The organism is Pseudocolwellia antarctica (assembly GCF_049933045.1).
Classification (GTDB): domain Bacteria; phylum Pseudomonadota; class Gammaproteobacteria; order Enterobacterales; family Alteromonadaceae; genus Pseudocolwellia.
This window is the reverse complement of the sequence record NZ_CP187926.1, coordinates 1,433,106-1,447,468: the sequence shown is the minus strand read 5'-3', so window position 1 is coordinate 1,447,468 and position 14,363 is coordinate 1,433,106. Positions and strand designations below refer to the sequence as shown.

11 protein-coding genes are annotated in these 14,363 nt (G+C 35.9%); 3 read left to right on the top strand and 8 right to left on the bottom strand.

The features are described 5' to 3' along the window. Positions 1 to 6 precede the first annotated feature (6 nt). From ACPUVN_RS06330 to ACPUVN_RS06310, 5 genes are all read right to left on the bottom strand, one after another. Positions 7 to 1,695 carry an ABC transporter permease gene (locus ACPUVN_RS06330; RefSeq protein ID WP_426370553.1) on the bottom strand — a complete coding sequence of 563 codons (1,689 nt, stop codon included), beginning with the start codon at positions 1,693 to 1,695 and terminating at the stop codon, positions 7 to 9. 77 nt (positions 1,696 to 1,772) lie between these two features. Beyond that, positions 1,773 to 3,101, bottom strand: a complete 1,329-nt coding sequence (locus ACPUVN_RS06325) for an ABC transporter substrate-binding protein (protein WP_426370225.1) — start codon at positions 3,099 to 3,101, stop codon at positions 1,773 to 1,775. After that, a complete protein-coding gene (locus ACPUVN_RS06320) occupies positions 3,088 to 3,972 on the bottom strand; it encodes a DUF547 domain-containing protein (protein ID WP_426370224.1) in 885 nt (294 codons plus the stop codon). Before ACPUVN_RS06320 ends, ACPUVN_RS06325 begins: the two co-directional genes overlap by 14 nt. 1 nt (position 3,973) lies before the next feature. Next, the gene (locus ACPUVN_RS06315; RefSeq protein ID WP_426370223.1) at positions 3,974 to 6,139 is read right to left on the bottom strand and encodes an FAD-dependent oxidoreductase; all 2,166 of its coding nucleotides are present in this window, start codon (positions 6,137 to 6,139) and stop codon (positions 3,974 to 3,976) included. A gap of 44 nt (positions 6,140 to 6,183) precedes the next feature. After that, positions 6,184 to 8,532 carry a TonB-dependent receptor gene (locus ACPUVN_RS06310; RefSeq protein ID WP_426370221.1) on the bottom strand — a complete coding sequence of 783 codons (2,349 nt, stop codon included), beginning with the start codon at positions 8,530 to 8,532 and terminating at the stop codon, positions 6,184 to 6,186. A gap of 204 nt (positions 8,533 to 8,736) precedes the next feature. Here ACPUVN_RS06310 and ACPUVN_RS06305 point away from each other — a divergent pair, with 204 nt between their 5' ends. Both ACPUVN_RS06305 and ACPUVN_RS06300 read left to right on the top strand, forming a co-directional pair. Beyond that, the gene (locus ACPUVN_RS06305; protein WP_426357281.1) at positions 8,737 to 9,150 is read left to right on the top strand and encodes a hypothetical protein; all 414 of its coding nucleotides are present in this window, start codon (positions 8,737 to 8,739) and stop codon (positions 9,148 to 9,150) included. A 284-nt stretch (positions 9,151 to 9,434) separates the two neighbouring features. After that, positions 9,435 to 9,848, top strand: coding sequence for a hypothetical protein (locus tag ACPUVN_RS06300; protein WP_426357280.1), 414 nt, complete (start codon positions 9,435 to 9,437; stop codon positions 9,846 to 9,848). A gap of 127 nt (positions 9,849 to 9,975) precedes the next feature. Here ACPUVN_RS06300 and ACPUVN_RS06295 read toward each other — a convergent pair whose 3' ends face one another. The 3 genes from ACPUVN_RS06295 to ACPUVN_RS06285 all read right to left on the bottom strand — a co-directional run bounded on the left by ACPUVN_RS06295 (position 9,976) and on the right by ACPUVN_RS06285 (position 11,859). Continuing rightward, positions 9,976 to 10,353 (bottom strand): VOC family protein, encoded by a 378-nt coding sequence (locus tag ACPUVN_RS06295; protein WP_426357279.1) that lies wholly within the window; start codon positions 10,351 to 10,353, stop codon positions 9,976 to 9,978. Between the two features lie 89 nt (positions 10,354 to 10,442). Further along, on the bottom strand, positions 10,443 to 11,057 hold the full coding sequence (locus ACPUVN_RS06290; protein WP_426357278.1) for a fumarylacetoacetate hydrolase family protein: 615 nt from the start codon (positions 11,055 to 11,057) through the stop codon (positions 10,443 to 10,445). Positions 11,058 to 11,187: 130 nt separating this feature from the next. Beyond that, positions 11,188 to 11,859: a YoaK family protein gene (locus tag ACPUVN_RS06285; protein WP_426357277.1), complete on the bottom strand. Its 672-nt coding sequence runs from the start codon at positions 11,857 to 11,859 to the stop codon at positions 11,188 to 11,190. A gap of 450 nt (positions 11,860 to 12,309) precedes the next feature. On the opposite strand from ACPUVN_RS06285, the gene ACPUVN_RS06280 reads away from it, so the two are divergent. After that, positions 12,310 to 14,259 carry a diguanylate cyclase gene (locus tag ACPUVN_RS06280; RefSeq protein ID WP_426370220.1) on the top strand — a complete coding sequence of 650 codons (1,950 nt, stop codon included), beginning with the start codon at positions 12,310 to 12,312 and terminating at the stop codon, positions 14,257 to 14,259. Positions 14,260 to 14,363 lie beyond the last annotated feature (104 nt).

The following is a 14,363-nucleotide window of genomic DNA, read 5'->3' as shown; positions in this document are numbered from 1 at the left end:
ATAACCTTAACGATGTGCAACTTTGTAAATAAACTTAGGTAAAACCCACGCCAGTATAAAGCCAATAAGTGGTAGTAACATTTGCATAAGTGCATACACAGCACTAGTACGTCGGCTTGCGCCATTAGCCAAAGTAATAGCTTCAGTCGTAATAGTACTTATACGGCCTCCTCCTGCTAATAATGTTGGCAGGTATTGACCAAAACTTATCGCTAAACCTAATGCCGCAGCAATTAAGATAGGTGCAAATAATTGCGGAAGTTTAACCTTTAAGAACACTTTACAAGGTTTAGTACCTAAACTGGCAGCAACAATAGCGAAACGTGAGTCTAATTGTCTGTAGCTACTCGCTAATGATAAAAACACATAAGGTAAAACAAATAATAAATGCGCTATAACCACATTAATATAACTAATAAAGCTAACTTGTACTGCCATTAATTGCTGTACCCAAACAAGTCCGAATAAAAAGGCAATACTAGGCACAAGTAAAGGAATATAAATAATTAAACTGGTAAAGCGTGACAGCAACTTACCTTTTATTTGCTCTGACTCTAAACACAACAAGGTTAACGAAATAGCGATTAATGTTGTCATTATACCAATAACAAGGGTATTAACTAATGGCTCGCCCATTTGCTTTGCCGCACTTTGCCAATGTAATAAGGTAAACGAATCAGGTAATGCGCTAGGAAAACGCCAAAAACCTGCAATGGACCAAAATACTAATCCCAATAAAGCTAAACCAATAAATACAATAACTAATACAGTAATTACACCTGTAACTTTCTGCCAGTAAGAACCACCGTATTCACGTCTACCATTTGTTAACGATTCACAAAATAAACATTTAACCAGTTTCTCACCTAAAAGCCATAAAACTAACAAGCCACCCGTTAAGGCTAACTGAACTAAAGCCCCTGCTGAAGCTTTGATACGTAGATTTAAATCAACATCGTTGAACCATTGCATAATAGCTACTGCAAGGGTTGGTGGAGTATTAGGTCCCAATATAAGCGGCATTTCGACACTTGAGCTGGCATAAGCTAATACGGCTAAAAGTGGTAAACGTAGTAACGGATATAAGCTAGGCAATATGACTTTGAAAAAGGCTGTCATAGGGCAATAACCTAAGTTAAGTGCCACTTTATGCTGTGAGCGTAACTTTTTACCTAATTCAGGTTGAGCTAAAGCGCCTAAAGCCATTAATAATAAAAATGGTAGTTCTTTAAGAGTTAAGCCTAAAATAATACTAATACCGTAAGGATCATGCGGAAAAATACCATTTGGGGCTAATTCCCAACCACTTAACCAAGGAGAGAGTAATCGTGAAAACATACCAGATGGTGCAATTAAAAATCCAACGGCAATTGCCGCCGCAGCATGAGGAATTACAAGAATAGGACTTAATATCTGTTGAATACGGTCTAACCAAACACTATTAAAAAATGCAGCTAAGATCATTAAGGTAACGACAAAAGCGAGTAAGGTACTCACTAAACCTGTAGCGATACTTAAGCCGATCATTTGACCGAAACCCGATGCTTGCCATAGTGCGTTAAAACCCTGAAAGCCAAAATTATATTGACTCAGTGCTGGCGCCCAACCAAAAGCAGGAAGTAAAACACCAATTAATCCGCCAAATACAGGCACAATTAATAAAAGCAGTAAAAACTTAGGGCTGAATTTTACCATACGAGTAAACCAATCGGTTGAATGGTTTAACTGACTACCGCTTTGAATGTGTTTTTCAGACGTATTGTTTTTCTGGATCATGGAGCAACTCCAAAACGTTGCTGCCAACCTAATGTTATAGCTTCAACCCAGCTTGGATGTGGTTCACTTAATGTGCGCGTAATACTATTGAACGCTAAAGCACTTGGGTGTGGTGTTTGAGTTTTAAATAAGTTTTGTTGTTCTGGCGTTAAAGTAGACGCTATAAGCACGGTTTTATCGCCCCAAATTTCTGCTTGTTGTTTATAAGCTTGAGCTTCTGGACTTAGTAAAAAGTTCGCAACAAGTTGTGCACTTTCAGCATGGCTAGCGTTATATGGAATACCTACAAAATGTGTATTACTTAAGCTGCCGTCTGCCATCGCATAGCTACGAATACTTTTCGGTAAGTCGTAACGTTTAACCGCCGCTGGAATTTCAGGACCTGAAAATGTAAAGGCTAAACTTAACTCGGTATCATCCACTAAACGACGCATTTCCAGGCCTGTTTGCATAAAGTGTTGACCTTTTCGCCACAAGTTAGGATGTAACTCGTTTAAAAAAGCCCATAAAGGCTTTAATACTTCTTCAATATTTTCTGCTGTTGCGGGTGCATAGAGAGGATCTTGATTAAATTCACTATGTTGATCTTTTAATTTAAGATCATTAGAAGCAACAAAGCTTTCTTGATGTAATACCACTAGAGCATACTTTAAAAAGCTTAAGCCTAAAAAGTCAGGTGGTTTAGGATAACTAAAACGTCCTGGGTTTTGTTTTGTCCACGTTAATAACTCGTTTAAGTTTTGCGGTGGTTTTGTGGTAGCTATTTGATCGTAATAAAATGTAAGTGATGCCTGCCCCCACGGAGATTCCATGCCTAACGTTGGTACACCAAAATCTAAAGTAACAGCAGGATTATTTACAGGGTCGGTCAGCATAAAATTAGGTAATTTATCTGCCCAACCTTTTAATAGCAGTGAATGCTGAGCCATAGTCGAAAAGTTAGCACCGTTGATCCAAACTAAATCAACATTGCCTTGAGAATTATTTTTCGCTGATTTTTCAGCTAATACACGACTTACCGCTTCGCTGGTATCGCTAAGTTTTACGTGTTGTAAATTGATTTGATATTTTTCTTTAACTTGCTGTGCAGCCCATTGAATATAAGCATTGATTTGAGCGTCTCCACCCCAAGCATGAAAGTAAACGGCTTGATTACTGCCTTTGGTTTCAATATTTTTCCAATGAGATTTTTGATCAGCACTGTTGGTTGTAGCCGCAAGAGCACTGTTCATTATTAATACATAAAGTGAGCTTATTAAAACGCAAAACGCGACGCAATAAAAATTGCGTCGCGTATTGTGTTGCAAAGATTTAATGCTGTGCATTCAAATCCCAATCGTAATCTAAAAATTCTATATCCATTTTACCACTAGTTAGGGCTTTTTGTTGATCGGGTGACAAATTAAGTTCATCAGGATACTGCAGCATAAACTGCGCTAAAGTATCTGTGTTTTTGTAACCCTTTTCAAAGTCTACTCGGTACCATTTGAAAATAGACGAAACATTTAACGTATTACCTTTAGCAAAATTACGAGTGCTATCAGCAAGAAAACGTACAGTTTGCTCTTCAAGCTGCTGTTCTAACTTATCAGCAGTAAAGGCTTCTTCACGTAATGCAGGACAACCAATGCTTGCACAATTTACAGCAAAGTGAATACGAGGATCGCCATAAACAGCTTTCCCTTCGCTATCTACAGCACCACGAATTAAATCATGCTCTAGATTGTCTAAACTACGTTTTTCACCTAATAAAGAAACAAACTCCTTGCTCCAAGGTGAGCTAAAAAAGCTCCCCAATTCTTTGATGGAATCAATATCAGGATAATTAGTGACAATAAGGTCAACAGTCCACGCATTATAAGCGTTGATTAGAAAAGCTAATTGCTTAGGCTTTTTCCATGAATCAAATTCACTTTGTGTAACAACACTTAAACTGTCTAAATAGACTTTAAGTTCGCTATATTGCTTTTTAATGCCTGCATAGTTAACTGCAGTGCTATGACCATTATTTATAGCAACGACATTACTTTTAAGTAATGTATTCCACGATGTATGCATATTGCCAGCATCGGTTGCTGCCATGCTTTGTGCACTAACAAGTGACGAAGCAAGTAAAGCGGTACTTAACACTAATGTGTTAAGTCCTGATTTTAAACGTGTAGGAGAAAACCGTGTATATGAAAATATAGTTAACATATTAACCTCTGCGCCATGTGTGATATTTTTCAAGCCATTTTAATACAGTTTCCGGCGCATGAGCTCTTTTCCACTCACCAGCTGCATACTTATTACCTTCAGCCCACGTTGGGTAACTATGGATAGTGCCTAAAATTTTGTTAAGACCTAAACCATGTTTCATCGCTAAAACAAATTCAGCAATTAAATCACCCGCATGTTCAGAAACTACCGTTACACCTAATATTTTGTCTTTGCCCTTAGGTGTAATAACTTTTATGAAACCTTTAGTAGCACTATCTGTTATTGCACGATCTAATTCTTCAAATTCAAAGCGTGTAATTTCGTAATCAATGCCTTTATCAATAGCATCTTGTTCGTTAAGTCCAACTCGTGCTACTTCAGGGTCAATAAATGTTGTCCATGGAATTACACGATAATCCACTTTGAACTTTTTAAGATGACCAAATAAACCGTTAACTGCTGCGTACCAACCTTGATGCGCTGCAACATGGGTAAACTGGTATGGACCAACAATGTCGCCTGCTGCAAAAATGTTAGGGTATAAAGTTTCTAAATATTCGTTTGTTACAACGGTACGATTAGTTTCAATACCTAACTCTTCAAGACCATAACCTTTAAGACGAGCGCTTCGACCAACAGCACATAACAACTCGTCGTATTCAATTTCTAATTCTTCTTCTTTGCCTTCGATTAAACGCTTAACAATAATAAACTTCTTACCGTCGCGAGCTTCACAACGAAGTGCTTGATGTGATGTTAAAATGTTAACGCCACTTTCTGTTAACGCTTCGTGTGCAAATGTTGATACCTCAAGATCTTCTTTGATCATGATGCGCTCTGCCATTTCGATTTGTGTAACATTCGAACCCAAACGAGCAAAACTTTGTGCTAACTCACTACCAATTGGACCGCCACCAAGAACCACAAGCTTTTTAGGTGCTTCGTCCATTTCAGCAAACTTGCTCCATAATGTATCACTGGTTACATAACCTGTTTCTTCGATACCTGGTAAAGGCGGAACAAATGGACGTGCGCCTGTAGCAATAACAATAGTACGAGCTGTTAATGTTTGTGTGCCACCATCATTCAATTTAATTTCAACAGTCCACGGGTCAATTAACTTACCGTAACCTTTAACAACTTCTACACCTAAATCTGTGTAACGTTCAACACTATCGTGTGGTGCAACGTCTGCAATAACTTTATGAACACGCGCCATTACTTTTTTGAATGAAAACTGTGGTGTTGCGTTTTCAAGTCCGTAATGTTCACCGTTACGAATTTGTTCTGCTATTTTTGCACTTTTGATAATAGCTTTACTTGGAACACAACCATAATTTAAACAGTCACCACCCATCTCACCAGCTTCAATAAGTGTAACTTTAGCTTTTACCGCTGCAGCAATATAACTTGTTACTAAGCCACCAGCACCGGCACCAATAACAATCATGTTACGGTCGAATTTTTTAGGTTTTGAATAATTTTTGTATACGCGACGTTTTTTAAACACGTTGATGATTCCTTTTGCAATGAGAGGGAAAATACCTAATAAAGCGAATGATAAAATTAAGTTGAAAGATAAAATGCCAGATAAACTTTCTATTTGTGCAAGCTGCGTACCTGCGTTAACAAATACAAATGTACCTGCCAACATACCTATTTGGCTTACCCAGTAGAAGGTCCAAGACTTGATAGACGTTACGCCCATTAATAAGTTTATTAAAAAGAATGGAAACACTGGAACTAAGCGTAAAGTGAATAAGTAAAATGCACCTTCTTTCTCTACACCCGCGTCAATAGCGGCTAAGCGCTCTGGGAACTTCTGTTTTATAGAGTCACGAAGTAAGTAACGCGATACTAAAAATGCTAATGTAGCACCAATAGTCGAAGCGAAAGAAGCGACTAACAAACCTTCAACTAAACCAAATAAAGCCCCTGCTGCTAAGGTTAAAATGGCAGCACCTGGTAAAGATAATGCAGTAACAATTACATATAATAAGAAGAAGCCACCGATAACTAATAAAGGTGATTGTTCACGCCATTGTCCAAACTGGTCCATAGAACCTTTTAAACCATCAAGGGTTAATAATTGGTTTAAGTCATAATAAAAGAACAAGCCGATAACGACTGCTGCTATGACAAGTAAAGCTAATTTTTTAATCATTTTTTATCTCTTTATACTTTTTAATTAAAAGTTTTATTTCGTTTTTAAAAATTATGAGTAACTGTTAATTTCGCGTTGATTGGTAACTCTGGAAATACCAAGGTTGCGCCAAAATAACCGCCTTCAAATACAGGGCGCCAATTTTTTCCATTTGTTACATTGTTTACATCAAAACGTAATTTAGTATTTGGTGTAAATGCGTAGCTCGTATTCATGTTTAATGTGTATTGATCACGGATCTTCACTGTCGCTAAAAAGTCTAATGGGTAACTCTTGGTATATAGACCGGAGAAACCAATTTGCCATTCAGGATTTATTGAATAATTTCCATTAAAACTAAAAGATTGTTCAGGAATTCCCTGTACTTGGCGATTTGACGGTGCAAAAGAAGTAAAGCTTGGTGCACCAACACTGGTTCCTTCAATAATATCAGGACGTGAATTATCAAAAGCATCGGCTATTTGAGCTGAATCTTGACTACTTGCTGAGTTGTCGTAACTTGCATCTATATAACTGTAACCCGCACTTACCCAATACGGATAGGCATCGTAAAACACCTGGCTTTCAAAACCTTGTGTGCGAATACCGGTATTGCTGCCGTCTCTGTTACGTAAACTACGACGTTGACTAAATACCGCACCATCAGCGTACCAATCACTGTCTGTAGGAGAATATTTCAAACCAAATTCAACTAAAGTGTTTTCTGTCGCGAAGTTTTGCGCACTTATAGTGTTATCACTACTTAATGCTGTACCACCTGCCATGCTATTTGAAGTAGCTTCGTTATAACTCGCTGTACCATAAGCAGTAAAGTCACTGTTCAGGGTATAGTTAAAACTTAAATGTGCGGAATGTAATACATCATTAATTGTGTCGCTTGCCGCTATTTGACCTTCTGGAGCGATTGGGTCGCTTGCTTTAACATCATAATAGTCAGCTCGATAACCAATTGTTGTATGGAGATCGCGAGTCCAATCTGAATCATGTTGAATGGCTAAACCAGTTTGAACAGAACGAGAATCGGTTGTATCTGATAAGTTGAAATCACCCGTACCGTCATTATTAATATCGTATTGCGCACCTGGTGAAACAAAAACATCGGGTCGAAGTTCAACTAAACGCGCTTGTTGTTCTGCAGTTAACGGAATACGGCGATTTGATAATGGACCAGTTAAATCAATAGGTGAATCAGCTTCAGTAGTAAATTGGCTGTATCCTAGTACTTTGTTATAGCGTACATCTAAAGCAAATATCGTTTGTTGGTCGCTATTCCAAAGGTAAGTTAACTCAGTTCTGTTTTGCGCAGTATCAGCGCCATCGATAACTTCAACAAAACTGTTTTGTGAAATTTCTTCACGTTGTAAGTGTTGAAAATAAGTCGTGTTTTTAAGAGATAAGCTAGGAGAAAGTTCACGTTTATAAATACTGTGAAATAAATAAGTTGTTGCTTCATTTTGATTATCTGGGTCTGTTAATACAGTGCTACGTGGTAATTGAACTTGCCCCGTTGGAGAAACAATCGAGCCCGCTGCAGGAATTGTGCTGCCATTACTTTGTACGCCTTGGCCCGTAATATATAAACCGTGGTCGATTAACGCTTGTGTAGGACGGTTAATACCTGCGTTATCAGTGAATTCAACTTGGAATAATTCAAAGTTAATATCCCAGCTACTTTTATCATCAGGTAAGATACGTAGTGCAGCAAATAAGCTGTCACTCTTCATACCCGCGTAATCATAAAAGCTACCGTTATCAATATGTTCAGCACTAATTCTGAAACCTACTTTATCTTTTACAATAGCGCCTGTGTAATCAACTTGAGCACGGTATTGATCCCAACGCCCTGCTGATAAATTAACTTTACCTTTACTTTCATCGGTTGAAGCAGTTTTAGAATGTAAATTTACAAAACCACCATTACGTTGACTTGAACCAAACAAGACTGGTGGAGCACCTTTAACTACATCTATCTGCTCTACCGAGTTAAATGATAAAGGCACACCAAAGCCATTGTTACCTGCTTGACGACGAGTGCCATCTTGAAATAGTTCACCTAGCTGACCACGTATAGTAGGTAAACTCGGAGCACCAAAACCACTGGCTGAATAAGTATTTGGGCTAACGGCTAAAACGTCTTGTAATGTGGTTATGTTAAGTTGTTCGATTAACTCACTTGAAATAGGTGTAACAGAGCGCGCAATATCTTTTAATGCTAGGTTATCGCCAAACGGACCATCAACGTAAGCATCTTTTACTGACAGACCTTGAGAATTACTAATTTGACCCAAAACTTCAATAACTTCAGTCTTTTCATCTTCAATAAAAGGCGCTGCATTAACAACAGGGATATTTAATATGGTGGCAATTGATAGAGCTAGATATGCGTGCTTCAAGTGATTACTCTCTTTATATATATTAGTTATATTAATGATAATTCTTATACTCAGTAATTAAGACCTAACACCCTTAAAATAACTTTCAAAACATTTTAAATCAGTATTCATGAAAAAGAATATAATTTTATTTGAAAGAAAAAAATAACAATGCGGTCTATGTAGATTCACAGTTTATTAATTTAGTTTAGGAAGTTTTATTCAATGAGTCATACAATTAGCTCAGATACACAAAATCGCATTCAATGGTCATTATTCTCATTACGTCTTGGTATTTTTATCGTAATGATCATGTGGACTTTAGATAAATTCTTTAATCCAGGTCATAGTGCAAAAATCTTTGAGCACTTTTACGGTTTAAGTGGTTCAACAGATACCATCGCGTATATTATCGGAGCTTTACAACTTGTATTGATGTTAGCTTTTTTAGTTGGCATTAAAAAACGTCTTACATACGGTATTATCTTTGTAATGCACGGGTTAACAACATTGTCTTCTTATAATCAGTACATTGACGGTTTTAATAACTTATTGTTTTTTGCTGCATGGCCTATGTGGGCTGCATGTTTTGCACTTTATTTATTACGTGATTTAGACGTAAAATATACAATTAAATAAATGCTTTAACTTTAAGTTTCTACTTTAAGATAGTTGAACTTTGGTATTAAATGAAGCTTAGCTTACAAATAAAAGAAGTTTATTGGTGATCAATAAGCTTCTTTTTTATATGTATCAAAAAATTAAACATAAATACGCCGTTCAATTTCACATCAACCCCTACTTTTTACATTATGATACATATTTAACCATAATAACCTGTTAACCATATTTAACCTGATCATAAACTATTGATAGAATGATGCTTTAATAATAATTAATATAAAGTAGGAATTTTTAGTTTTATGAGCACTCCAATCAATTCTGACATGCAGAACCGTATTCAATGGTCTTTATTATCATTACGCTTAGGTGTTTTCATTGTAATGTTCATGTGGACATTAGATAAATTTGTAAACCCTGCACACGGCTCACGCATCTTTGATAAATTTTATGGTCTAAGTGGCTCGAGTGATACAATATTATACATATTAGGTGCTTTGCAGCTGATACTTATGCTTGCCTTTTTAGCGGGTATTAAGAAACGTATTACTTACGGTATTGTGTTTATTCTTCACGGTATGTCGACACTATCTTCATTTAACCAGTATTTTGATGCCTTTAATCACTTATTGTTTTTTGCAGCGTGGCCAATGTGGTCAGCGTGTTTCGCACTTTACTTACTACGTGATTTAGATACTAAATACACAGTAAAATAATGGTGTGATTCGATTTAAGTATTCTTAATAGAATTTAGAACGAAAAAATAGAGACAAATAAAAGCCGTTTATTGAAACTCAATAAACGGCTTTTTTATATGTGAATTAACGATAACTTAACCGAAAATTACATAAAGTGTGTAGCACAAAGCTTATTACCTGCTGGATCACGTAAGTAGGCTAAATACAATTTAGTACCACCAAAGTCACGTTCTCCTGGAGGATCTTCACAAGCGATACCGCCATTTTCAATACCTGCTTGATGCCATTTATGAACAAGTTCAGGGCTTGATACAGCAAGTCCGATAGTCATACCGTTACCGTGAAATGCAGGTTCTCCATTAATCGGCTTGGTTAAGCCTAACGCGCCTGTCGGTGTAGCATACATGCACATTCCTTTGTCGTTGAAAACACCTTCTGCATAACCTAAAGTGCCTAAGATAGCGTCGTAAAATTTTTTTGATGCTTCTATATCATTACTGCCTAACGTTACATGACTGTACATATTGTTTCCTATGGAATTGCTCTGGGATTAATTTAGGTGCATAACATTCAATAGAGATGATGTTTATTACACTATTAACATTATAAATCTTATTCTACGATCCAAGTGTGCTCAACTAAAAGTTTGTTTCCGCTAAACACTTTACCTAACAATACATCTTTAGCGTTAATTACACCTACACCTTTTGGTGTGCCTGTCATAATAACATCGCCATCTTCAACTGACATAAACGTGTTGATCTCTGCCAGTAAAGCTTCTGGTTTATTCATCATTAAATGATAATCACCCTGTTGAATAAGCTCATTATTGATATGTAACTCCATTCTTAACTCTGTAACAGGTTCAGTTATTGCTATAAAGTCACTAAACAGCGCAGAATGATCAAAAGCTTTAGCTCTTTCCCAAGGTAAACCTTTTTTCTTTAGAACACTTTGCATATCTCTTTTAGTTAAATCTAAACCAAAGCCTACACCTGATAACTTTCCTGATTCTATTAGAAAACAGATCTCACCTTCATAATGTATGTTGTCTGTAACATGTAGATAAAGCTGTTCAGAAATGGCGGAATTTGGTTTTAAAAAAATAACAGGTTCAGTGGGTACTTCATTGTCTAGTTCTTTAATATGTTCTACATAATTTCGGCCAATACAAATAACTTTAGAGGGAGTGACTTTTTTATTCTGAAAATTAACTTCGTTCAACATGAATATTCCAATGTAATAAGTTCATAAAAAGCTCTTGTTATATAAAGAGCTAACAATAAATGCCTGTAAATAAAGCTAAACTATTATTATGTAAAAGATATTACTACTAGTTTCATCTTAATTAAACGGTTTAACTTTTGTTTTTATTAAATGTTAAGTTATAAACAAAATAGGTAAATGCCAATATCAAACAAGCAGTAGCAGGAATATATAAAGCATTAAATTTGAAAAGACTAAAAAAGTAAGCGCCGAATGTACCACCTAAAATAAAACCCGAAATAATTAATAAAAACAATAATCCTTTGCGCCTATCAAATGTTTCCCCACGTAATTTAGCTCCTATCATTATTCCTAAGTCTGTAAATATACCTGTGACATGAGTGGTTCTTACAACAGCTCCACTAAACCTTGTAACCAAAGCATTTTGTAACCCACATGCAAGAGACGCTAAATAATGCCCATAGGAGGAATCTTTTGTTAATAAATATGCAGAAGCAAAAAGAAATAAGGCTTCTAATGTTAGTAAGCTTGAATAGTTCTTACCTAGTTTTAATGCACCGCCAGTCAGATAAAAACCCGATATTGAAGCACCAACTAAAAAACTAACTAATATGAGAATCAAATGAAAAACATCACTGAAAGTTGAATTGATCACCCCTGTGCCCACTAAAGTGGCTATACCCGAAACATGGGATATAGATTGATGTTTAAAACCTAATAAACCAATAGAGTTAATAAGCCCGGCAATTAAAGCCAAAATAAAAGACCCGTACTCTACCCATCGAGGTAATTTAGAAATCACAATAATCCTTAAACAATTGATCAAGTAGCTACTATTACTTGTATTCAAGTTACTTTAAAGCCTACTGTAAATAATTTAATGGAAAAACAAAAAACATTATGATGAATATTGGTTATTTAAATCATTCATTAATCATCTGTTTAATGAGAACTATTACAGATATTTAGCCCCAGAGAATGTAAAACAAATTGAATGTTTCTCTGAATCAAATGATAAAAAACAATTCAGTTAAAAGTAGTTATTTATCTAGTAGTACATAAGCTAATTCACAACTAATCAATCACTTATGTTTTTTTTGATATTATTTATAGTGTTATATACTAAATAAAGCTGTTATGCATTTTGCTATTATTTAAGATGAGTGCCATTATTAAATCTCTCAAATTGTTTAAAGTATTATGCCAATCTTTGTATTTTCATCGGCATTAAATGATTTCATAAAGGATTAAAATGATTAACCAAAGTAAACATGGATTTGTAACTAATAAGTGTACCTTTAAGAAGTTTGTTTTCATCTTATTAGTTTTATTTAATACTTCATCATATGCTGCCAAAGAGTCTGTAGAGTCTACTCATCACGCGATGGACTATAAAACAACAAGAACTCTCATCAACAATATTCGTTCGAATAAACTCGATTACTTAAAAAATGCGACTGAACTCACAATAGCCTTTGAAACCAGTAAAGTTCAAAATTGGGGGCAACTACACTATCAAGCTGCCGCGTTGTATAGCGAATTATTGTTAAGAGAAGAAAAATACGATGAGCTTTATTTACACGTAAACCACTACTTAGACATTGAGTTAATCCAAAAACAACCTGATGTTTTTCTCTCATTGCTCGAATCAAAGATAAAGTACCTATCACGTCAAGATGATGGATACCCTGCACAGTCTTTATCAAAAGAATTAGAAGAGAGACTATTAATTGAAAGCTCGACTAAAGGAAAAATAATCATCCTCAGAGCACTTGCTTATTACTACACTTCAATCGACGCATTAAAAAGCGCCTTAAAAGTTTCACATGTTGGCTTAGAATTGGCCATTGAAGATGAAGACTTCTCATCCCAAGGTTTTTTCTACCGTAAAATTGGTGACGCTTACTCTGTATCAAATGATAAAGAAAAAGCTTTAGAGTTTGCGTATAAAGCAGTATCAGCATCTGAGAAATCTGAAGACGGGCACTTTACCTCCAAGGCTTACTGGAGCTTAGGTAATGCATTATTGGGTAGAGATAAAAATGACGAAGCACTAAAATACATCACCAAAGCATTAGCATACTTTACCTCTGTGAATATGCATGAAGGCATGGCTTACGCTCAATACTCAGTAGCCAGTATTTTATTTTCACAAGGTAAATATGACGAAGCTATTATTGGAGCTAAAAACAACATATCCCTGGCTAAATCGGCAGGTGTTTTTGATATGCAACTAGCTTCTATGATCTTAGTCAGTGAGATATTTGCAGAACAAGGTCAACTGCAACAAGCTAACCAAATGAGCGATGAGGTGTTCACCATTTTAGACAAATTTAGTAGAAGTCTTTATAAAGCTGAATTTTTAACTACTCACTACCAATTAAAACGACGTTTGGGTTATGTAGACGATGCTTTTACGGCAATAGAACAAGAGCTTTTTCATTACAAAAAGCATTTTGAAGCCACCAGTGCCAGTAATATTAAAACACTACAAGTAAAGTTTGAAGTGAAAGAAAAAGAAGATGAGATTATAAAGTTAGCTCACGAAAATAAGATTAATGAATTAAAAGCTAAGGAAGAAAACCAACAAATAATAATTTGGCGTTTAACAACCGCCCTTGCTCTCATGCTTGTTCTTATCACTTTATTATTATTTTATAGACAACTAGGACAACGCAAAAAGTATCATGCGATGGCGTCTACCGACTACCTAACCGGTTGCCCAAACAGACGTGGCATTATGCTAATGGCCGAAGAACAACTTAAAGAGCAAGACATAACTATAGCTATTGTAGATTTAGATCATTTCAAAAAAATTAATGATACCTATGGACATGATATTGGCGATCTCTTCTTAGTTGCTTTTGCTAAAGCGGCGAAAAAGACTTTGAGAGAAGATGACAAATTTGGACGTTATGGCGGCGAAGAATGGTTATTCATTTTAAACACAACGAGTAAATCAACCACCAAAGGTATTTACAAACGCTTGGCCGAAAACTTCGCTAATTATTGTATTGATGTAAGAGCCGAAAATCCTCAAGTAAATTGGTCTATAACTTTTAGTATGGGTGCAACAATCTGTAACTCAACGAACAAAGAAACTAGCCTAAATGATCTTATAAAACATGCTGACAACCTACTTTATCGAGCTAAGGAAAATGGGCGAGACCAACTGATTATTCAATCCAGCTCTAAAGCTTAGTGAGCATATAATAGTGTTTTGTGTAATCGCGTAGTGATATTTATAACAGCACCCTGTTGTAAATATCACTCATAGTCACCAAGTATGGATAAGAGTGATAAGTA

Bases quoted from the DNA above. Each gene is read 5' to 3' on its own strand.
- ACPUVN_RS06330 (WP_426370553.1), bottom strand. From the start codon at position 1,695: ATGGTAAAATTCAGCCCTAAGTTTTTACTGCTTTTATTAATTGTGCCT.
- ACPUVN_RS06325 (WP_426370225.1), bottom strand. From the start codon at position 3,101: ATGCACAGCATTAAATCTTTGCAACACAATACGCGACGCAATTTTTAT.
- ACPUVN_RS06320 (WP_426370224.1), bottom strand. From the start codon at position 3,972: ATGTTAACTATATTTTCATATACACGGTTTTCTCCTACACGTTTAAAA.
- ACPUVN_RS06315 (WP_426370223.1), bottom strand. From the start codon at position 6,139: ATGATTAAAAAATTAGCTTTACTTGTCATAGCAGCAGTCGTTATCGGC.
- ACPUVN_RS06305 (WP_426357281.1), top strand. From the start codon at position 8,737: ATGAGTCATACAATTAGCTCAGATACACAAAATCGCATTCAATGGTCA.
- ACPUVN_RS06300 (WP_426357280.1), top strand. From the start codon at position 9,435: ATGAGCACTCCAATCAATTCTGACATGCAGAACCGTATTCAATGGTCT.
- ACPUVN_RS06295 (WP_426357279.1), bottom strand. From the start codon at position 10,353: ATGTACAGTCATGTAACGTTAGGCAGTAATGATATAGAAGCATCAAAA.
- ACPUVN_RS06290 (WP_426357278.1), bottom strand. From the start codon at position 11,057: ATGTTGAACGAAGTTAATTTTCAGAATAAAAAAGTCACTCCCTCTAAA.
- ACPUVN_RS06280 (WP_426370220.1), top strand. From the start codon at position 12,310: ATGATTAACCAAAGTAAACATGGATTTGTAACTAATAAGTGTACCTTT.